The organism is Candidatus Brocadiaceae bacterium (genome assembly GCA_012728835.1).
In the GTDB taxonomy this organism is placed as follows: domain Bacteria; phylum Planctomycetota; class Brocadiia; order SM23-32; family SM23-32; genus JAAYEJ01.
The window spans coordinates 1-20,511 of sequence record JAAYEJ010000029.1 but is presented as its reverse complement, the minus strand read 5'-3'; the positions used below and the strand labels follow the sequence as shown (position 1 = coordinate 20,511).

Below are 20,511 nucleotides of genomic sequence, written 5' to 3'. Positions count from 1 at the left end.
CGTGTTCCATGGGGGGGCCGGGCGGGCGCCGGCGGGTGCGGCTACATCGGCATGCCGATGATGGTCCCTTCGTAGACCATGCGGCCGTCGACGAAGCCCTGGCAGTCGAACACGGCGCGGCGCGGGCGGAGGTCGCGACTCCGGGCGGCCAGGATCAGCCGCTGGCCCGGCACCACCTCGGCGCGGAACTTGACGCCCTCCAGCCCCCCGAAGCCCAGGAAGCTGTCCGCCGGCACCGCCTCCTTGTAGTAGTAGCTGCAGAGCTGCGCCGCCGCTTCGCACATGATGACGCCCGGCAGCAGCGGGCGGCCCGGGATATGGCCCCGCACCCAGAACTCATCCTCCCGCACGTCCTTGTAGCCGACGATGACGCCCTCCTCCAGGTCGATGTGGCAGATGGCGTCCAGGTGCTCCATCTCGTAGCGTTGCGCGTTGCGGCGCCGGATCTCCTCCGGTCCGGCCACGACTCTGGCCAGGTCCACGCGGGCAAGGTCCACAACCGGCTTCGGGGGCATGAACGGTCTCTCCTGCGGGGCCGCTGCCCCGCGTTCCGGGGGAACAGTCAGGTTGATCGGGGCCGCGGAGGCTCCGCGGCCCCACCGGACCGCCGGCCGCCTACCGGCCGGCGGCGGGCGCAAGCGATCGGGCCTTGATCAGCAGTCCGTCGTCCGTCCATCGGGCCGTCAGCATGCTGCTGGTGTAGTACTTGTCCAGGAGGTCCCAAGGCATCTCGTCGGGCATCTCGTCGTCTTCCGCGTCGAAGCCCATGTCGCGCATCATCTGCTTCTGCCGCTCGACCTGACCCTTCACCAGCCGGCCCATGGCCTGGCCGTTGGCGTAGACCACCGCGTCGGGATCCTCCATCGTCAGGCCGGCGAGCCGGCGGAAGTCCTCCGTCTCCGACACGGCGCCGGCCGAACGCGCGTCGTTCCGGATGATGTCCCTGACCACCTGGAGCCCGCTGGCCAGGACCACCTTGTCGGCCGTCACCGCCACGCACGGCCGGGGCATGGGCATCCCGGGTTCCGCCATCGCCATGCCGAACTGCTGGATCTCCACGCCCATGAACTCGACGGTCTCCACCCGGAACATGGGGGGGACCATGGCCAGGATCTGCTTCCAGGCGGTGCCGAAGGCCGCTGCGTCCCGCAGTCGCGCCACCAGGGCCATGGGCATCAGGATGGAGCGCTCTTCCCAGGCATCCGCCGACGCCATGTAGAAGAACACGCGGTCGCCGAGCGCGTTGATGATGTCGTTCTCCAGGTTGAAGGGCAGGCCCTGCAGGCCCTGCTGCATGTTCATGTACGCCTCGGGGGCGTCCCGCTGCATCGTCGCCACGATCTCTTCCCAGAGCACCGGCATGCTGAAGTGCAGCGCCGCGATCAGGGCGCCGTCGGCATCGGCGAACGCGGGCACCTGCACCGAGCCGCCCTCCGGGATGAAGGCCCGCACGTAGCCCGTGCGCGGACGCGGCATCAGCAGCAGTCCCTGCACGGCCTCGCTCCCGTCGGCATCCACGTCGAACCCCAGGCCCAGCGCGGGCGGCACGGAGGCGCCTTCGCCGTCCTCGAGCCCTGCCGCCGTCCGGATGTCCACGAATGCGACCACGTCCGCGTCCGCGCCCACGTGCGGCTGAAGGCGCCGGTAATCGTCCGACCGGCCCACGCTCGGCACGGCCGTCTCGCCGGCGCGCAGCACGAGGTGACGTTCCAGCAGCGACCGGTCCGGGCTGGACGCCTTCGCCAGCACGTTGTCGCTCAGGGCGAGGTAGCCCGGGTACTCGCGGCGAGGCTCCGGTTCCCACCATTCGGGTTCCTCCTCCTCGGCCGTCTCGTCCTCTACGGGCTGCACGTGGTGGATCGTGTGGCCGCGGAATTCCTCCTCGGTCACATCGTATTCGCCGCTCACGCGCTCCCTGCGCACCAGTTCGCGAACCAGCCTGGCGGCCGTCTCCGGGCTGCCGCTCACGTCGGCCAGCAGGAGGAAGTGGGCGTCGCCGTCCCCGCGCGGGTACACGCCCACGCACACCTGTCCGCCCAGCATGGCGAGCAACTCCTCCGGAGACACGCCGAGGTCGCCCAGCAGCTCGGTGCGCATGTCCTCGATCGCCTCGGTGACATCGCCCAGGAAGAACTCCATGCCCGGTTCGGACCAGAGTTCCCACTGCGGAGAGGCCTTCACCGACTCGACAGAGCCCGGCACGTCCCGCGCGGCGACGCAGACGATGACGCCCTCGGGCATCAGGTTCTCGAACGGTTCCGCCGCACGCACGCAGGCAACGGCCAGCACCGCCGCCAGTGCGACCGACCACGCAAGGGCACGCCGACTACGCCTGCTCGTCTTCACGCTCCGGCTGCTCCTCATCGCTTCGCGCCCCTTCCCCGCCGGCATGCGGCGGCTTCAGGTAGTGGTACCCGGTGTTCGGGTTGTTCCTGTCGTACGCGTAGGCGTCGCGGAACTTCAGGAAGTCCCGCACACAGTGGATCGGCACGGCGAAGCCCAGGCCTTCGGCCATGCCGGTGAGCTTCATGTTCGTCACGCCGACGACCTCACCGCGCATGTTCAGCAGCGGCCCGCCGCTGTTGCCCGGGTTGATCGGCGCGGTCGTCTGCAGAAGCAGCATGCCGTCGACAAGGCGCGCCCGGTGGCTGACGATCCCCTCGCTGACGCTGCGCTCGAGCCCGAACGGGTTGCCGATGGCGAACACCGGCTCGCCGGCACGCACCCGGTCGATGCTGCCGAAGTAGAGCGGGGTCAGCGCCACGTCGTCCGGCGGCTCGATCTTCAGCAGCGCCAGGTCGGCCGACGTGTTGACGGCCACGATCTGCACGTCCTCGACCGTGCGGCGGGCCGTCGAGCCGCCCTCGCGCGCGAAGAGGATCACCGAGACGCGGGTCTCCCCTTCGATGACATGGGCGTTCGTGATGACATGGCCCAGCTCGTTGATGATCAGGCCGCTGCCGCTCCCACTCGGCGTGTGGACCTTGACGACGCCGGTGCCGAACGTCTCCACCAGATCCCGCACCGTGCCGGGCTTCAGGGCGGCGGTCCGGTAGAGCACGCCCGTCTTGCCGGCCTCGGGCCCCGGCCCCGCCGCTTCCTCGGACGCCTCCACCGCCTCGATCTGGTCGCGAGGCACCTCCAGCACCGTGTAGCCGATGTCCAGCACCAGGAACTCGGCCTTCTGAGCCAGCACGTCGCCGGTCAGGACGTGGCCCGTCTTCAGCCGCACCGTCTCGGCTCCGGCGGACGCCGCGCAGCAACACGCCAGCACCAGGCAGCAGAGCGTCAGGCGCTTCATGACGGCGGTTCCTCCAGGCCGAAGGGATCGGCATCACTATAGCCGCTTGCGCCGGATCATGCAAATCAGGATTGCGGCCCCGACGGGGCTCCGGCATCCTGGCGCCGGATCCCCCTTTTATGGGCTTGCCACGGGGTTCCGATTGGTTTACAATCCTCCGGACAAACGTCGGCGTCGGCCACCGGGCCGGTGCCGAGAATCGTACGAGGCGCTGGCAGGGGGTGTTTGGAGCCTGCTCGGCAGGCTTCCCCTTTGGAGGGGCCCTGCCGGCGCTTTTCTTCGACAGACCCCCGTACCGCCCGCCGGCCGCCCTGCCGATCGGAGAGCCCCATGTTCGAAATCCTGGCCAAGGACCGCCTCGCGCCCGACATCTACCGCACCACCATCCGAGCCCCCCGCATCGCCGTCGCACGCAAGGTCGGCCAGTTCGTCATCGTGCGCCCCGACCAGACGGGCGAGCGCGTGCCCCTGACGATCGCCGCCGCCGACCCCCGCGCCCTCTCGATCACCATCGTCTTCCAGGCCGTCGGGGCCAGCACCCGCAAGCTGGCCGCCATGGAGCCCGGCGACCGCATCCCGGACATCGCCGGCCCGCTGGGCATGCCCACGGAGATGGAGCCCTGCGAGCACGCCGTGGCCGTCGGCGGCGGCGTGGGCATCGCCCTCATCTGGCCCATCGCCGACGCCCTCAGCCGCCATGCCCGCCGCCTGACCGGCATCCTCAGCGCCCGCACCAGCGAACTGCTCATCCTCCGGGACGAGATCGGGAGCGTCTGCACCGACCTGAAGCTGGCCACGGACGACGGCTCGGTCGGCCACCACGGCTTCCCCACCGACCTGCTCAGGCAACTGCTCGATTCCGGCGAGACGCTCGACGCCGTCTACGCCGTCGGCCCGGTCCCGATGATGGCCGCCGTCGCCGAGGTCACACGCCCCTACGGCGTCCGCACCGTCGTGAGCCTCAACCCCATCATGGTGGACGGCACGGGCATGTGCGGCGGCTGCCGCGTGACGGTGGACGGGCAGACGAAGTTCGCCTGCGTGGACGGCCCGGAGTTCGACGGCCACCTGGTCGACTTCGCCGAGCTGGCCCACCGCCTGAAGCAGTATGAAGGCGACCCGCACAAGCGCAACCTGCCGAGGTACGAATCCGCCCACTCCTGCGACCGGAAGCACACGGCCCTGCAGGACGCCATGATCGAGGCCGGCCGCAACGCCGCGCGGTCCGCCGAGATCCCGCGCCAGCCCATGCCGGAGCAGCCGGCCGAGAGCCGCGTGCGCAACTTCGAGGAGGTCCCCTTCGGGCTCCGGCCGGAGCAGGCCGTGCTCGAGGCGCGCCGCTGCCTGCAGTGCAGGAAGCCCCGGTGCGTCGAGGGCTGCCCGGTCGGCGTGGACATCCCCGGCTTCGTCCGACTCATCGCCGAGGATGACTTCCTGGGCGCCGCGCGCAAACTGAAGGAAGACAACACGCTGCCGGCCGTCTGCGGCCGCGTCTGCCCGCAGGAGACCCAGTGCGAGGCGCTCTGCGTGCTCGGGCGCAAGGGCGATCCCGTCGCCATCGGCAACCTGGAACGCTTCGCCGCCGACTTCGAACGCAACGGCGGCCACGTCGAAGTCCCCGCCCTGGCGCCATCCCGCGGCATCAAGGTCGCCGTCGTCGGCTCCGGCCCCGCCGGCCTCACGGCCGCCGGCGAGCTGGCCCGGCGCGGCTACTCCCCGACCATCCTGGAGGCCCTGCACGAGCCCGGCGGCGTGCTGATGTACGGCATCCCGGCGTTCCGCCTGCCCAAGGACATCGTGCACGCCGAGATCGACCTGCTGCACCAGATGGGCGTGGGGATCGAACGCAACTTCGTGGTGGGCAAGACGGCCACCATAGAGGAGTTGTTCAGCGAGGGCTACGAGGCCGTCTTCATCGGCTCCGGTGCCGGCACGCCCATCTTCGCCGGCGTGCCGGGCGAGAACCTCAACGGCGTCCTGAGCGCCAACGAGTACCTCACCCGCTCCAACCTCATGCGCGGCTACAGCGCCGACTACGCCACGCCCATCATGGTCAAGGAACGCGTGGCCGTGCTCGGCGGCGGCAACGTGGCCATGGACGCGGCCCGCACGGCCATGCGGCTCGGCGCCCGGCAGGTCACGCTCGTCTACCGCCGCACCATCGAGGAGGCCCCCGCCCGCGCCGAGGAACTCAAGCACGCCGAACACGAGGGCCTCAAGTTCATGTGGCTCACCAACAGCGTAGAGGTCCTGGGCAACGAGCACGGCTGGGTCTGCGGGCTGCGCTGCGTGCGCATGGAACTGGGCGAGCCCGGCCCCGACGGACGCCGCCGCCCCTTCCCGGTCGAAGGCAGCGAGTTCGACATCCCCGTCGACATGGTCATCGTCGCCTTCGGCAACCGGCCCCATCCGCTGGTGCCGCAGACGACCCCCGGGCTCGAAGTCACGAAGTGGGGCACGATCGCGGCCGATGAGGTGACCGGCGCCACCAGCCTGCCCGGCGTCTACGCCGGCGGCGACATCGTCACGGGCGCCGCAACGGTCATCCAGGCCATGGGCGCCGGCAAGCGGGCCGCCGCCGCCATCGACCAATACCTGCAGGAGCGCCACGCCCGGGCGGCCGGCGCGCCCCCCGCATGCGAATGACCTGACCCCGCCCCGCTCTCCCGCCGCCGAGGCCTCCGAACCCGGCCGCCTCAGTGGGAAAGCCAGGCGCAGACGACCCGGTCCAGCTCGGGGGCCACGGCGACATCGACGCGGTTCCAGAACGGCGGCAGCACGAGGCGCTCAAACGTAACTGCTGCGCCCGCCGTGCGATAGGCCGCGCAGACGCCCTCCATGTCCGGCCGCGCCGCGTCCCTGAAATGCACCTGGCAGACGAGCACCGGGCCGCCGAAGGCCACCTCCCCGCTCCGTATCCCCAGCGCGCCCAGCGAACGGGCGGCCGCCGGCCGCATGGCGAAACCGTCCAGGTCCAGCACATCGCCCTCGCCGGCCGCCTCCCGGTGCGCCCCGCCCTCCGGGGCGCCGCCGCTCCCGCGCGTCAGCATGCCGCGCACGAGGCTGCGGCGCGTCAGGCCGTCGAAGTACGCACGCCCGTCGGCCACGGGCTCGACCAGCACGAGGCCCGCGCATCCGGCCGCCTCCTCGGCCGCCCGGGCCGCCAGCGTGCCGCCCAGCCGCAGGCCCAGCAACAGGAACTCCTCCCGGCCGCCGGCGTGCTGAAGGAACCGCACCGCCGCCCGCACGTCGTCCAGCCGGGTGGCGGCGTCGGACTCGATGAACGCCCCCTCGCTGTCGCCGCAGCCGTAGTAGTCGAACCGCAGCACGGGCCGCCCGGTCGCCGCCACCGCCCGCGCGAGCCGCGCCATGGCCAGCGCGCTGGACTTGCGCTCCTCGCCGAACGCGTGGCAGAACACCACGCCGGGGGCCGACGCCGGCCCCGGCGGACGGTGGAGCATCCCCACCAGCCGGCCGCGCGGCGTCTCGATCAGGACCTGTTCATCCATCGGCATTCGCCCGCCGCCCCGGGCTCACACGCCGGCCTCACGGGCGGCGCGGATGTAGTTCATGCAGAACTCGTCGCGGCCGGCCAGCGCCTCGGCCGCCCGAACGGCGTCCATCAGCCCCTCCGCCGTCGGGTCCACGATCGCCGAGTCCAGCCCGGCCATGATCAGGCAGGCCAGGTAGGTGCGGTTGACCAGCGCCCGCCCCGGCAGGCCGAAGCTGATGTTGGACAGCCCGCAGGTCGTGTGGACGCCCGGGAACGCCTGCATGATCCGGAACACCGCCGAGAGCACCTCCATGGCCTGGCCGGGGCTGGTGCTGACGGGCTGGATGCAGGGGTCCACGTAGAGGCGGTCGGCTGGGATGCCGTGCTGCCCGGCCGCCTCGACCAGGGAGGCGGTGACCTCCATGCGCCGCTCGGCCGTCTCCGGCAGGCCGTGGTCGTCCATGGCCAGGGCGACGAGGCGGGCGCCGCACTCGGCGGCCAGGGGCAGGACCCGGGCCATCTTCTCGCGCTCGCCGGTCACGGAGTTGAGCATGACGACCTCGCCGCGGACGAGCCGCACGGCGGCCCGCAACGCGTCGGCGTTGGCCGAGTCCAGGCAGAGGGGCAGTTCGGTGCAGTCCTGCACCACCTCGACGGCCCACGAGAGGTTCTCGACCTCCCGAGCGGGATCGCTGCCGGCGTTCACGTCGATGAAGTCGGCCCCCGCCTGGGCCTGCCTGCGCACTTCGCGCGCCAGCAGTCGGGCGTCGCGCTCTTCGAAGGCCCGGGCGATGCGGCGTCGCGTGGCGTTGATGCGTTCGGCGATCACAAGCATGGAGACATCCCCTGGAGCGAGAATGTGGAACCCGATATCGCCTGCGAGTATAGGAGCGGCCGCCGGTCAAATCAAATGGCCGCCCTCGGCCGCTTGGGAAGGCGGGGCGCCGGGCATCGTCCCCTCCTGTCATTCTGAGGAGCGGAGCGACGAAGAACCTCGCCCGTGCGGCCGCCGGCGCGGGTGCAGGTGCGGCCGCGGTGCCTCACACGGACGGGCACACACGAGCTTTGTCATTCTGAGGAGCGGAGCGACGAAGAACCTCGCCCCGTGCGGCCGGCGGCGCGGGTGCACGCCCGGCGGCGGTGCGTGTTGTGTACGGCGTCCGGCAGGCGGACGCGTCGCCGCAGTTGCCGGATCGAGGTCCTTCGCGCCGCCTGAGCGGCGCTCAGGATGACAGCAGGGCGGGCTGCGCCGGTCGAGCAGGGTCGATGAGATCAGCCACGAGACCCTGCTCGGGCAGGATGACAGCAGGGCGGGCTGCGCCGGTGCGAGCCCGGCGCAGCCGCACGGGATTCGGTTGCCCCGGGGGGCCGTCTGTGGTACGCTACGCGGTGTGCCCTCGCGGAGCGCGACGGCGCAGCGGACTGAACATGATGGGGCCGTGCTAAGCGGGGCGCTAGCGGTGCCCTGTAACCTGCAAACCGCTTGAGCAGGGCTGACCACTCCGGGAGGAGTTCTGTCTCTGTGTTGGATAAGGACCTCAGGGACGGCGTTGAGGGGTGGGTCCCATGGAGTCGGGCGGCTGCGAACCTGGTCAGGGGCGGAAGCCAGCAGCCATAAGCAGTACCCCGTCTGCCGTGGGATCGCCTGCCCTGAGTCGCCCTGGCGTTACTGCCGCGCAGCAGACTTCGAGCGGAGCGCACGGCCCCTTTCTTTCGGCGCTGTCGGGCCGGCGCCCGGCGTGCGCGGCGGCCTCTCCCCTCTGAGTTCCGGGGCCCGGACATGTACGTGGTCTTCGCCCGCAAGTACCGCCCGCGCCGCTTCGAGGACGTCATCGGGCAGGAGCCGGTGACCACCACCCTCCGCAACGCCGTCCGCACGGGCCGCGTCGCCCAGGCCTACCTCTTCTGCGGCTCCCGCGGCGTGGGCAAGACGACGGCCGCGCGCCTGCTGGCCATGGCGCTGAACTGCAAGGACGGCCCCACGCCCGACCCCTGCGGCGAATGCGAATCCTGCCGCCGTATCGCCACGGGCGACGACATGGACGTGATGGAGATCGACGGCGCCTCCAACCGCGGCATCGACGAGGTGCGCAGCCTGCGACAGAACGTGCGCCTGGCCCCCGCGCACGGCCGCTTCAAGGTCTACTACATCGACGAAGTCCACATGCTCACCGAGCCGGCGTTCAACGCGCTGCTCAAGACGCTCGAGGAGCCCCCCGCGCACGTCAAGTTCATCTTCTCCACCACCGACCCGCAGAAGATACCCGAGACGGTCACGAGCCGCTGCCAGCGCTTCACCTTCCGCCGCATACCCGACGCCGGCATCGTGACCATGCTGGAGAAGGTCTGCGCGGACGAGGGCCTGCAGGCCGAGCCCGGCGCGCTGGCCGCCGTCGCCCGCGCCGCGCGCGGCTCCATGCGCGACGCCCTGGGCACGCTGGACCAGGTGGCCGCCGCCGGCCAGACCGTGCGCATGCAGGACGTGCTCGGCGTGCTCGGCGCGGTCGACCGCGAGGCGCTGAGCCGCATGGTGGACGCCTTCGCCCGCCAGGACGTGGCCGCCGCCCTGCGCGCTCTGCACGCGCTCCTGTTCGGAGGCACCGCCCCGGAGGACTTCGCCGACCAGCTCAGCGAGTACCTGCGCGACCTGCTCGTGGCCTGCTACTGCGGCCCCGACGACCCCATGCTGGCCGGCGCGGCGGCCGACGCGGAGACGCGCAAGGCCCAGGCGGACCTCTTCTCGCCCGATCAGCTCACCTACATGCTGCAGCTCCTGCGCGAGGCCCGGCTGCGCGCGCGGCGCGACACGACCGGACGCATCGCGCTGGAACTGGCCGTGGTCAAGATGGCGCGCCTGGCCGACCTGCTGCCCCTGGCCGAGGCCGTCGAACGGCTCGCCGGCTCCGGGGCGACCGACGCCGGCCGCCCCGACCCGCCCCCGCAGCGGCGGCCGGCCCGCCCCCCGGCCGACGCGCCCGGAACGGCCGGCTCAGGGGCCTCCGCCTCGATCGCGCGCCTGAAGGAACGCCTGAACAACGGAGCCAGGGCGGCCGCCAAGCCGCCCGGAGCGCCGGACGACGCCCCGCCCCCTTTCTCGGCGGCGCCGCCGGCCGGGGTGCCGGACCGGAAGTTCCGCGAGATGATGAGCTGCGCCGACGCACCGGAGACGGCCCGCGAGGCCATGGCCGAGGGCCCGCTGCGCACGGCGTTCCTGGAAGGGGAAAAGGCCCTGGGGCTGAATCCGGTGCGGCTGGAACGGACCGCCCCCCCCGACGGCGGGCCGGAGGTTGAGGACCAGGCCCCGCCTCCGGACGAAACCGAGGAGTGACGGCCCCGGCTGTTTGCAGTGCGCACTATCCGCAGAACGGAGCAGACGACATGCGAGGACTCGGAGGTCTCGGCGATCTGGGCGGTCTGATGAAACAGGCCCAGAAGCAGATGAAGGACATGCAGCGGCGCATGCGCGAGGTGGAAGAAGACCTCCGCGAACGCGCCGTCGAGGGCACCGCCGGCGGCGGCATGGTCAAGGTCGTCTTCAACGGGCTCCGGGAGCCTCTGGACGTCAAGATTGACCAGACCGTCTTCGAGGAGGAAGGCCCCGAGTTCCTCCAGGAGATGGTCCTGGCGGCCATCCGCCAGGGGCTCAAGAAGGCCCAGGAACTCGAGGAGGCCGAACGGGGCAAGGTCGCCGGCAACATGGGCATCCCGGGGCTCGAAGGGCTGCTCTGACGGATTGCCAACTCGGGGGGCGGCCGGTACAATACCATCGGAGAGACCGAGCGAGAGGGAGCGACGGGCAGGTGACACGGGGCTACACAGAGTCCATCGCCCGGCTGATGGACCTGCTGGGCCGGATGCCCGGCATTGGCGAACGCACGGCCGAACGGCTGGCATACCACGTGCTGCGCTCGTCGGACCAGGAGGCGCTCGCCCTGGCGGACGCCATCCGGGAGGTGAAGCACCGCGTCCGGCAGTGCTCCACCTGCCACCAGTTCGCCGAGACCGACCCCTGCCCCGTCTGCTCGGATCCGCGCCGCGACCGCTCCGTGCTCTGCGTCGTGGAAGACGCGCGCGACGTCGTATCCATCGAGCAGACCGGTGGTTACAGAGGGCTCTACCACGTGCTCTGCGGGCGGCTCGCCCCCCTGGACGGCATTGAGCCCGAGGATCTGACCGTGCGCAGCCTGCGCACGCGGGTCGCCGGCGGCGAGGTTAAGGAGGTGATCGTCGCCACCGATCCCGACATGGAGGGCGAGGCCACCGCGCTCTACGTACGCCAGGCCCTGGAAGGCACCGGCGTGCGCGTCACCCGCCCGGCCCGCGGCCTGCCCAGCGGCAGCCGCCTGGAATACGCCGACTCTGCCGTGCTGACCGATGCCCTGACGGGGCGGCGCGAGATGCCCCGATAGCGTTGCGATAGACACAGTGAGCGAGCGATGAGACTCGAAGCCAGCCTGCAGGCCCGCCAGGAGATGCGGCTCAAGCTCGCCCCGCAGATCATCCAGTCCATTGAGATCCTCCAGCTCCCGCTGCTCGAACTGCGCGAACGCATCGACCAGGAACTGCTGGAGAACCCCCTGCTGGAGGTCGCCGGGCCGGAAGACGCCGCCGACGGCGAGGCGCCCGAAGACGGCCCCGTCGAGGACCTCGAAGTGGTCGAACCGCTCCAGGAGGAGCCCGAGACCGAGCCCGAGCCCCTCGAAGACGAAGACTACGACGCCGTCGAGGAGATCATCCGGCAGGCCGAAGGGGAGGCGACGGAGCTGGGGGTGCGCGGCTCCCCGGCCGACGATGAAGACGGCAAGCGCGCAGCCATCGAGAACTCCCCCGCCCCCGAGATCACCCTGGCCGACCACCTGCAGTCCCAGATCACCTACCTGGACCTCGCCCCCGAGGTGCTCGCCGCCTGCGAGAACATCATCGCCAACCTGGACTGGCGCGGCTACCTGGAATACCCCCTCGAGGAGATCGTCGAGTCGATGGACGAGCCCGTCGACATCGAACTGGCCCGCCAGGCCCTGCGCGTCGTCCAGGGCCTGGAGCCCCCCGGCGTCGGCGCCCGGACGCTCGAAGAGTGCCTGCTCCTCCAGCTCGACGAACACGCCCCCGACTACCCGCTCCTGCGGCAACTCATCTCCGAGCACTTCCAGGACATCCTCAAGAACCGCTACCCCGGCATCGTCCGTGCCCTCGGCTGCACCATGGAGGAACTCAAGCACGCCATCGACCAGATCGGCGCCCTCAACCCCATGCCCGGCGCCCTCTTCGGCGAGCAGACCGCACCCCACGTCGTGCCCGATCTGCGCGTGGAACTCGTGGACGGCGAATACCGCGTCATGCTCGAAGACGCCGACCTGCCCCCCCTGCGCATCGCCGCCTACTACGCCCGGCGCCTCCAGCGCGAAGACCTCGACGCCCGCACCCAGGCCTATCTGAAGGACAAGCTCCAGGGCGCACGCTGGCTCATCGACGCCATCCAGCAGCGCCGCAGCACGATCTACAACATCGCCTCCGCCATCGTCGAAGAGCAGAAGGCATTCTTCGACAAGGGCCCGATGGCCCTCAAGCCCCTGAGGATGCAGGAGATCGCCGACCGCGTCGGCGTGCACGTCTCCACCGTCAGCCGCGCACTGGCCGGCAAGCACGTCCAGACGCCCCGCGGCGTCTTCTCGCTCAAGCACTTCTTCACCGGCGGCGTCGAGAAGAACGATGGAGAGGTCGAGTCCTGGGAGGTCGTCCGCCAGAAGCTCCTGCAGATCATCGAGAACGAAGACAAGACCAACCCGCTCAGCGACGACCAGGTGGCCGCCCAACTGGCCGCGCAGGGCATCGAGATCGCCCGCCGCACCGTCTCCAAATACCGAAAGGTGCTCGGAATCCCGTCCTCGCGCCGGCGCAAGGAATACTGACCGCCCCCGGCCGGGGGCCGCTACGCCTTGAGCCGCACGATCAGCTCCAGCTCCACCGGCACGCCCCGCGGCAGGGCGCTCACGCCCACCGCCGAACGCACGTGCCGGCCCGCCTCGCCGAACAGGGCCGCCATCAGCTCGGACGCCGCGTTGACCACCTCCGGCTGGTCCCCGAAGTCCGGCGCGCTGCGGACGAACCCCCGGAGCTGCACCACCTCCGCCACGGACTCCAGACTCCCGGCCGCCTGCTTCACGGCCGCCAGTGCGTTCAGCGCGCACAGCCGCGCACACTCGCGCCCCTGCGCGACCGACACCCCCTCCCCCAGCCGCTTCGCCGGCACGTACTGCGCCAGCGGCGCAGCCGCCGGCGGCAACTCCAGGCCCAGCTCCTTCAGCCTCTCGTCCACGCTCGCCATGCTCGTCTCCCTCGTCCACGCGAACCGCCGACGGACCGCGATTGTACACACCCCCCGCAGGGCACCACAACCCGCGGCCGAGACGGCCGCGCCACCCGTGTGCGGGTGCGACGGTGGCCGCCCTGCGGCCGCATTTGGCGCCCCGTCGGGGCCTCTGTATAATGCCCTGCGGGTCGCGAACGGGTGAGAGGGGCATGCCAGAACAGGAACGGCCGCCGCGCAGACGGGACCAGGACGGGATGGCCGTCATGCCGCTCGGCGAGCATCTGGAGGAACTCCGCCGCCGCCTCATCATCTGCCTGGTCGCCGTGGGGGCCGCGTTCGTCCTCTGCTGGAAGTTCCGCCACCGGATCTGGCTGATCGTCCAACGGCCGCACGTGCTGGCCATGCAGGCGCTGGACCTCGACACGTTGCTGAAGTACAGCAGCCACTTCGAGTCATTCATCGCGCAGATCAAGACGTGCATGGCCTTCGGCCTGGTGCTCGTCTCGCCCGTCGTCATCTACCAGCTCTGGGCGTTCATTGCCCCCGGCCTGTTCCCGCATGAGCGCCGCCGGGGCGTCCGGCTGGCGGCCGCCTGCCTCCTCTGCCTGGCCGCCGGCGTCGGCTTCGGTTACTTCGTATTCCTGCCCGTCGCGCTGCGCTACCTCATCAGCCTGTCGGGCGGCTGGGCGGAGCCGGTGCTGATGATCGGCAGCTACCTCTCGCTCGTGTTCACGCTCACGGTGGCGCTCGCCATCGTGTTCCAGACGCCCGTCATCATCTTCTACCTGATCCGGTGGGGCGTGCTCGAACCGGCCGCCCTGCAGCGCTGCCGCAAGGGGTTCGTCCTGACGGCGTTCATCGTCGGAGCGATCCTGACGCCGCCCGACCTTGTGACGCAACTGATGATGGCCGTGACCCTGATCGTGCTCTACGACCTGGGCGGCCTGGCGGCGGCCCCCAGCCGGACGGCCTTCCGTGGGTTCCTCGGCTTCACGGGCGCCATCCTGCTGGCCGGCGCCGTGGCGCTGGCCTGGTTCCACCTCTGGCCCGTCGGCGAACTGGCCGCCGTTCGGGGCGAGGTCCGGATGAACGATGCCGTCCTGGCGGCAGGGACCGCCGTGCGGCTGCGGCGCGGTGCCGTCTGCCGCACCGGGCCGCAGGGGCTGGCAGAGATCGCGCCGGCGGACGGCGAGGCGCGCATCCACCTCGCACCCGGCGGGCGCCTGCAAGTGCACGGCGCGACGGGCGTGAGCCTGTATGCCGGCCGCTGCCTGGTACGATGCCCCGGCGGAGGCCCGGCCGTGTCGGTCCGCACGGCCCCGGCACGCGCCGAGCTGGCGGGCGGCCGCGCGGAGTTCCACTCTCCCGACCCGGACACGCTGACCGTCACCGTCTTTGAGGGCACCGCACACGTCTCCGCCGGCGGACAGGACCTCCGCGTCGCCGCCGGCCGCACGGCCACCTTCCGCAGCGGCGGCGAGCCGGCCGACCTGGCCGCCGCCGACTCCGAATGGCGCACCCTCCTGGCGCCGGCCGATCCGCCCTGAGCCACGCCCGGCGCGCACGGCCCGCCCTGTCCTTGCGGCGGCCCGCCCTCCCGCACTACCATAGGGGGTTCCGCCGTTTCTCTACAGAACACGCCCCCCCCGGTCGGGGTCGCACATACAGGGGTCGCCCATGAACTACGGCGTCTGCGAGAAGTGCCGTGCCCGCGTGCCCGTCGAACACGTCATCCGCGACGGGCAGGTCTACCTGGCCCGCACCTGTCCCACCTGCGGCTACAGCGAGGCGGTGGTGAGCAACGACGCGGATGCCTGGCAGGCGAAGCGGCGCCTGGCGCGCTTCGACCCCGCCCGGGTGCCCGCCTGCAGCCTGACGTGCGACACCTGTTTCGCCCACGGCTCGCCCCGCATGGTGTTCCTGGACGTGACGAACCGCTGCAACATGAACTGCCCGATCTGCGTGGCGAACGTCCCGTCGATGCGGTTCGAGTTCTACCCCCCGCGACAGTACTTCGAGCGCATCTTCAAGGGCCTGTCGCAGTGGGAGCCGAAGCCGGTCGTCCACTTCTTCGGCGGCGAGCCGACCTGCCGCGACGACCTGTTCGAGCTGATCGACCTCGGGCGCTCGTTCGGCCTGACCATCTTCGTGGTGACCAACGGGCTGAAGCTGGCCGACGAGGACTACTGCCGCCGCCTCTGCGAGAAGGACGTGCCCATCCTGCTCGGGTTCGACGGACGCGCGCCGGAGATCTACGCGGGCATGCGCAAGAACACGAGCGTCGCCGCCAAGAAGATCCAGGCCCTGGAGAACATGCGCCGCTTCAGCAAGCGCCGACAGAACATCATCATGTGCTGCTGCGCCCGCGGCATCAACGACCGGCACATGGCCGACACGATCGCCTTCTGCCACGAGCACCGCAGCCACCTCAAGGGCCTCTACCTGCTGCCCCTGACGGAGACGTGGGACAACGACCGATACGAGACCACGGCCGTCACCACCATCGAGGACGTCGAACAGATGGTCGACGCCGCGCTGGACGAGCCGGTGGAGTTCCTGCCGCTGGGCATGCAGAACGAGTTCACCGGCATCCTGTCCAGCGTCGGAGCCGGCCACCGCGAGACGTTCCAGAGCGTGCACCCGAACTGCGAGTCCGCCACCCTGCTGATCAGCGACGGCGAACGCTACCGGCCCGTCAGCCACTTCCTCAAGAGGCCGCTGGCCGAGGCCGCCCGGGACGCGCTGGACGTCGCCGAGACGCTGGGCGAACGCCCGGGCCGCCTCAGGGCGCTCCGGGCGATGAACGGCTGGTGGCACCGATCCTGCGACACCCGCCGGGTGATGCAGGGCTCGCCGAAGCTCGCGCTCCTGCGGCTCTTCACCGGCCTGCTGGCCGGCAAGCCCCTGGCCGACCAACTGCGCGCGCACACGCACCTGCGCGACCCGCTCAGGGTCATCGTGCTGCCCTTCGAGGAGACCCACTCGCTCGAATCGGCCCGCCTGGTCCGCTGTGCCTCCGGCTTCGCCTACGAGGACGTCGACACCGGCGAGGTCCGCAGCATCCCCGCCTGCTCCTGGTGGCTCTACAACGTCCCCATCCTCAAGGCGATCCAGGCGAAGTACGACGCCCTGGCCGCCGAGGCACCCTCCGGCGAGCAGTCCTGACGGCCCGCCCGCGCATGGCCGCCCCCCCCAATGGGTAGCGCCGGGCGCCCCCGCCCGGTGGCGTGGAGCGGGCACGACGGAGCGTGCCCCTCCAACGGCGTGAACCGTCCGTGCAAGTGGAGGGCCGCGCTCCGTCGCGGCCGGGGATGGCAGGCGGCCGGTGATTGCGAGAGCGGGCACGACGGAGCGTGCCCCTCCAGCGGCGTGAACCGTCCGTGCAAGTGGAGGGCCGCGCTCTGTCGCGGCCGGGGATCGGTGGAGGGCCGCGCTCTGTCGCGGCCGGGGATGGCAGGCGGCCGGTGATTGCGAGAGCGGGCACGACGGAGCGTGCCCCTCCAGCGGCGTGAACCGTCCGTGCAAGTGGAGGGCCGCGCTCTGTCGCGGCCGGGGATGGCGAGCGGCCGGTGATTGCAGGAGCGGGCACGACGGAGCGTGCCCCTCCACGGCGGGAAGCGTCCCCGGGGTATCCCTACAGCTTCCGGATGTGCGGCTCGCGGAAGTCCTTGAGCACGTTGCGCGTGTCCAGGATGCGCCGCGACTGCGACACGATCTCGCCCCACGGGAAGTCCGCATGGTCCGTGACGATGAGCACCAGGTCCGCCCCGGGCAGGTCGGCGTCGGCCAGCGGCACCGAGCGCAGTTCCTCGCCTCCGGCCAGCCGCACGGACGGCACGTGCGCGTCGGTGTATGACAGGCACGCGCCCTTGCGCCTCAGCGACTCCATGATGGGCAGGGCCGGCGACTCGCGCGTGTCGGCCACGTCGGGTTTATAGGCGACGCCCAGCACGTGCACGCGCGAGTCGCGCACGGGTCGGGCGGCCTCGTTCAGCAGGTCGGTGACCAGTCTCACCACGTGGCGGGGCATCTCGGCGTTGACGCGTCCGGCCAGGTCGATGAACCGCGGTTCGATGCCGTGCAGGCGCGCCTTCCAGGCCAGGTAGAAGGGGTCCACGGGGATGCAGTGCCCGCCCAGGCCGGGCCCCGGGTAGAAGGCCTCAAAGCCGTACGGCTTCGTCCGGGCGGCATCGACGACCTCCCAGACGTCCACGCCCAGTTCGTTGCACATCTGCGCCAGTTCGTTGGCCAGCGCGATGTTGACGCTGCGGTAGGTGTTCTCGATCAGCTTCACCATCTCCGCCGCGCGGCTGTTCGACACGGGCACGACGGTCTGCACGATCTTCCCGTAGAAGGCCGCGGCCACCTCCGTGCACGCCGGGGTGATGCCGCCGACGACCTTCGGCGTGTTGACCAGGTTGAACTTCCGGTAGGCCGGGCCCGGGTTGATGCGCTCGGGGCTGAAGGCCAGGAAGAAGTCCCGCCCCGCCGTCAGCCCGTCCTTCTCCAGGTAGGGACGGACGAGTTCGTCGGTCGTGCCCGGATACGACGTGCTCTCCAGCACGATGAGCTTGCCGGGCCGCATGTGGGCGGCCACCGCCTCGACGCTCTGGATGATGTACGAGAGGTCCGGGTCGCGCGTCTTGCGCAGCGGCGTGGGCACGCAGATGACGATCACGTCGCACCCCGCCAGCTCGGCGGGGTCGGTGGTCGCGCGAAAGCCCGCGCGGGCGGCCTCCTGCAGCTCGGCCGCCGTCACGTCGTCGATGTAGGGCCGGCACGCCCGGGCCGCCTCGACGCGCTCGGGGTCCGCTTCCAGCCCCACCACGGTGCCCAGACGCCGGGCGCAGAGCAGCGCCAGCGGCAGCCCCACGTAGCCCAGGCCGATGACGCCCGTCGTCACGGGCCCCGAACGGATCCGGGCGACGGCTTCCCGCACAACGTCACGATCGCTCATGGATGTCTCCAGTACAGAGGATGCGGGGACGGCAGTGCGAAGCCCGACGGGTGCGTCAGACCGGATCGCGGGGCACGAACAGGCGGCGCGCCTGGTCCATGATGTACACGTTGTCCGTCCACGGCTCGCCTTCCGGCGCGTTCCCCAGCGCGTCGAAGCACATGCGCATCGTCGAGCTGATCACGTCGCAGTAGTGCACCAGCACCGCCTCCGGCGTGCGCGGCACCACCGGCGCGCCCCATTCGCGCTTGCCGTGATGGCTCAGGACGGCGTGCAGCAGCAACCCCTTGCGCCGCGCGGCGGCCTCCTGCCGTTCGGCCGGCACCTCCGGCCGCACGGCAGCGTCCCACACGTTGCTCACCATCGAGGCGCTCACGAAGATGTGATCCAGCAGCTCCCCCACCTCCGTGCGCTGGCTGATGCCGGCCACCAGCCGATAGCTGCGGACCTTGCCGACGTCGTGCAGCGCCGCGGCGCACAGGACCATCTCGCGGTCGAACGCACCCACCCCGGCGCCCAGGATGGCCTCGGCCAGCCGCCAGACCTCCAGCGTGTGCTCGATCAGGCCGCCCGCGTAGTTGTGGTGGTTGTGGCTGGCCGCCGGACAGGTCTTGAACTCGGCCGCGAACGCCGCGTTGCCGTGGAACTCGGCCATCAGGCGCTTCAGAAGCGGGTCGACATACCCCTCGCGCTCCCAGTCGAACAGCGTCTCGAACGCCGCGTCCGCGTCGATGTCGGCCGTGCGCACGAACGCCGACAGGTCGTAGTCGGCCGCATCGAGCACCTTGTAGCGCTGGACGTTAAGCTGCTTCTTGCCGCGGAACTCGTCGATCCGGGCCAGCACCTCCAGCCCCCGGCCGGCCTCGATGGCGGCCCCGATGCTGTCGGACCAGACCTTGGCCTCGATCGGCCGGCCGCCCTCGGCGTTCAGCGTCAGGGTGTAGTACTGCTGCCCGCGCCGGTCGACCTGCAGCCGCGCTTCGGCGACCAGGAAGACCTCGTCGGTGATGAGCTGCCCGGCCTCCAGTGCGTCGATGTCCATCGTCTCCCCGCCCCTGCGTGAGCCGCCGTCCCCGGGCGGCCGGAGCGCCCAACCTATCGCCGCCCGCCCCCCGTGTCAAGCGCCGGAACGCCCCCCGCTGACCGGGACGGTATTTGCAGCCGCCCCGCACACCCGCCTATCATGGCCGACGAGGCCCGACATGGACGAACTGATCGACGACTTCCTGCATCGCCTGGCGGTCGAGCGCGGCTGCTCGCCCCACACCATCCGCGCCTACGCCACGGACCTGGCGATGTTCGCCGACTTCATGGACCGGCGCGGCCGCACGATGCTCGAGGTCGGCCTGCAGGACGTCCGCGCGTTCATGGCCGGACTGCAGGCGCGCGGCCTGGCCCGAGCCACGCTCGCGCGCCGCACCGCCGCAGTGCGCAGCTTCCACAAGTTCCTCCAGCGGCAGGGCCTGCGCCAGGACAACCCGATGGTCATCCTCCGCTCCCCGCGCCGCGAGCAGCGGCTGCCGCGCTTCCTGACCATCAGCGAGGTCGAACGCCTCCTGGCCGCGCCCGATCCCGCCACCTGGGCCGGCCGCCGCGACCTGGCCATGCTCGAGACGCTCTACGGCGGCGGGCTGCGCGTCGGCGAACTGACGGCCCTCGACCTGGCCGACGTCGCCGCCGGCGACGGCCTGGTGCGCGTACGCGGCAAGGGCAAGAAGGAGCGCATCGTGCCCGTCGGCCGCTGCGCCGTCGAGGCCATCGGCGCCTACCTGGGCACCGCCGCACCCGACACGCCCCGCCGCAACGACTCCCACGCGCTGTTCCTCAACGCCCGCGGCGGCCGGCGCCTGACGCCACGCAGCGTGCGGCGCATCCTGAAGCGGCACGCGCTGACGGCCGGCCTGAACCCCGAACTCAGCCCCCACGCCCTGCGCCACAGCTTCGCCACACACATGCTCTCGAACGGTGCCGACCTGCGCTCCGTGCAGGAGCTGCTCGGACACGAGAACCTGAGCACGACCCAGATCTACACCCACCTCTCGCACGAGGACCTGAAGGCAACCTACGACCGCGCGCACCCCCGGGCCTGACGGGCGCGCGCCTGCGGCGGATGGGCCGCCGGGCGGCCGGGCCACATGTCCGCACCCGTGCCGACCACCCTGCTGTCATCCTGAGCGCCGCCCGCCCTGCTGTCATCCTGAGCGCCGCTCAGGCGGCGCGAAGGACCTCGACCCAACGACTGCGGCGAAGCGTCCGCCCCCGGACGCCGCACGCAACACGAGCCGCCCGGCTCGCACCCGCGCCGACCGCCCTGCTGTCATCCTGAGCGCCGCTCAGGCGGCGCGAAGGACCTCGACCCAACGACTGCGGCGAAGCGTCCGCCCCCGGACGGCGCACGCAACACGAGCCGCCCGGCTCGCACCCGCGCCGCCCCCCCTGCTGTCATCCTG

16 protein-coding genes and 1 other RNA gene are annotated in these 20,511 nt (G+C 71.3%); 9 read left to right on the top strand and 8 right to left on the bottom strand.

Annotation, left to right across the window (positions count from 1 at the left end; genetic code table 11):
* Positions 1-41: 41 nt before the first annotated feature.
* From GXY85_04270 to GXY85_04260, 3 genes are all read right to left on the bottom strand, one after another.
* The gene (locus tag GXY85_04270) at positions 42-515 is read right to left on the bottom strand and encodes a beta-hydroxyacyl-ACP dehydratase (GenBank protein ID NLW50045.1); all 474 of its coding nucleotides are present in this window, start codon (positions 513-515) and stop codon (positions 42-44) included.
* A gap of 100 nt (positions 516-615) precedes the next feature.
* Positions 616-2,346, bottom strand: a complete 1,731-nt coding sequence (locus GXY85_04265) for a hypothetical protein (protein NLW50044.1) — start codon at positions 2,344-2,346, stop codon at positions 616-618.
* On the bottom strand, positions 2,327-3,166 hold the full coding sequence (locus GXY85_04260) for a trypsin-like serine protease (GenBank protein NLW50043.1): 840 nt from the start codon (positions 3,164-3,166) through the stop codon (positions 2,327-2,329). Before GXY85_04260 ends, GXY85_04265 begins: the two co-directional genes overlap by 20 nt.
* A 465-nt stretch (positions 3,167-3,631) precedes the next feature.
* Here GXY85_04260 and gltA point away from each other — a divergent pair, with 465 nt between their 5' ends.
* Positions 3,632-5,947, top strand: coding sequence for an NADPH-dependent glutamate synthase (gene gltA / locus GXY85_04255; protein ID NLW50042.1), 2,316 nt, complete (start codon positions 3,632-3,634; stop codon positions 5,945-5,947).
* Between the two features lie 50 nt (positions 5,948-5,997).
* Here gltA and GXY85_04250 read toward each other — a convergent pair whose 3' ends face one another.
* Both GXY85_04250 and GXY85_04245 read right to left on the bottom strand, forming a co-directional pair.
* Positions 5,998-6,810: an alpha/beta fold hydrolase gene (locus GXY85_04250; protein ID NLW50041.1), complete on the bottom strand. Its 813-nt coding sequence runs from the start codon at positions 6,808-6,810 to the stop codon at positions 5,998-6,000.
* A 24-nt stretch (positions 6,811-6,834) separates the two neighbouring features.
* On the bottom strand, positions 6,835-7,629 hold the full coding sequence (locus tag GXY85_04245; GenBank protein NLW50040.1) for a dihydropteroate synthase: 795 nt from the start codon (positions 7,627-7,629) through the stop codon (positions 6,835-6,837).
* 602 nt (positions 7,630-8,231) lie between these two features.
* Here GXY85_04245 and ffs point away from each other — a divergent pair.
* The 5 genes from ffs (at position 8,232) to rpoN (ending at position 12,703) form a co-directional block, all read left to right on the top strand.
* An RNA gene (gene ffs / locus GXY85_04240) (signal recognition particle sRNA large type) lies at positions 8,232-8,497 on the top strand.
* 77 nt (positions 8,498-8,574) lie between these two features.
* Positions 8,575-10,122 (top strand): DNA polymerase III subunit gamma/tau, encoded by a 1,548-nt coding sequence (dnaX, locus tag GXY85_04235; GenBank protein NLW50039.1) that lies wholly within the window; start codon positions 8,575-8,577, stop codon positions 10,120-10,122.
* 50 nt (positions 10,123-10,172) lie between these two features.
* A complete protein-coding gene (locus GXY85_04230) occupies positions 10,173-10,523 on the top strand; it encodes a YbaB/EbfC family nucleoid-associated protein (protein NLW50038.1) in 351 nt (116 codons plus the stop codon).
* Positions 10,524-10,630: 107 nt separating this feature from the next.
* Positions 10,631-11,203 carry a recombination protein RecR gene (gene recR, locus GXY85_04225; protein ID NLW50037.1) on the top strand — a complete coding sequence of 191 codons (573 nt, stop codon included), beginning with the start codon at positions 10,631-10,633 and terminating at the stop codon, positions 11,201-11,203.
* A gap of 27 nt (positions 11,204-11,230) precedes the next feature.
* The gene (gene rpoN, locus GXY85_04220) at positions 11,231-12,703 is read left to right on the top strand and encodes an RNA polymerase factor sigma-54 (protein NLW50036.1); all 1,473 of its coding nucleotides are present in this window, start codon (positions 11,231-11,233) and stop codon (positions 12,701-12,703) included.
* 20 nt (positions 12,704-12,723) lie between these two features.
* Here rpoN and GXY85_04215 read toward each other — a convergent pair whose 3' ends face one another.
* Complete coding sequence (locus tag GXY85_04215) at positions 12,724-13,119, bottom strand: RidA family protein (protein ID NLW50035.1); 396 nt, start codon at positions 13,117-13,119, stop codon at positions 12,724-12,726.
* Positions 13,120-13,313: 194 nt separating this feature from the next.
* On the opposite strand from GXY85_04215, the gene tatC reads away from it, so the two are divergent.
* Positions 13,314-14,651, top strand: a complete 1,338-nt coding sequence (tatC, locus tag GXY85_04210; GenBank protein ID NLW50034.1) for a twin-arginine translocase subunit TatC — start codon at positions 13,314-13,316, stop codon at positions 14,649-14,651.
* 130 nt (positions 14,652-14,781) lie between these two features.
* Positions 14,782-16,269: a radical SAM protein gene (locus GXY85_04205; GenBank protein NLW50033.1), complete on the top strand. Its 1,488-nt coding sequence runs from the start codon at positions 14,782-14,784 to the stop codon at positions 16,267-16,269.
* Between the two features lie 469 nt (positions 16,270-16,738).
* On the opposite strand, the gene GXY85_04200 is transcribed toward GXY85_04205, so the two are convergent.
* Entirely contained in the window at positions 16,739-18,061 is a 1,323-nt protein-coding gene (locus GXY85_04200) for a nucleotide sugar dehydrogenase (protein ID NLW50032.1), read from the bottom strand.
* Between the two features lie 55 nt (positions 18,062-18,116).
* Complete coding sequence (locus tag GXY85_04195) at positions 18,117-19,103, bottom strand: HD domain-containing protein (protein ID NLW50031.1); 987 nt, start codon at positions 19,101-19,103, stop codon at positions 18,117-18,119.
* Between the two features lie 160 nt (positions 19,104-19,263).
* Here GXY85_04195 and xerC point away from each other — a divergent pair, with 160 nt between their 5' ends.
* Entirely contained in the window at positions 19,264-20,151 is an 888-nt protein-coding gene (gene xerC, locus GXY85_04190; GenBank protein NLW50030.1) for a tyrosine recombinase XerC, read from the top strand.
* Positions 20,152-20,511: the final 360 nt, after the last annotated feature.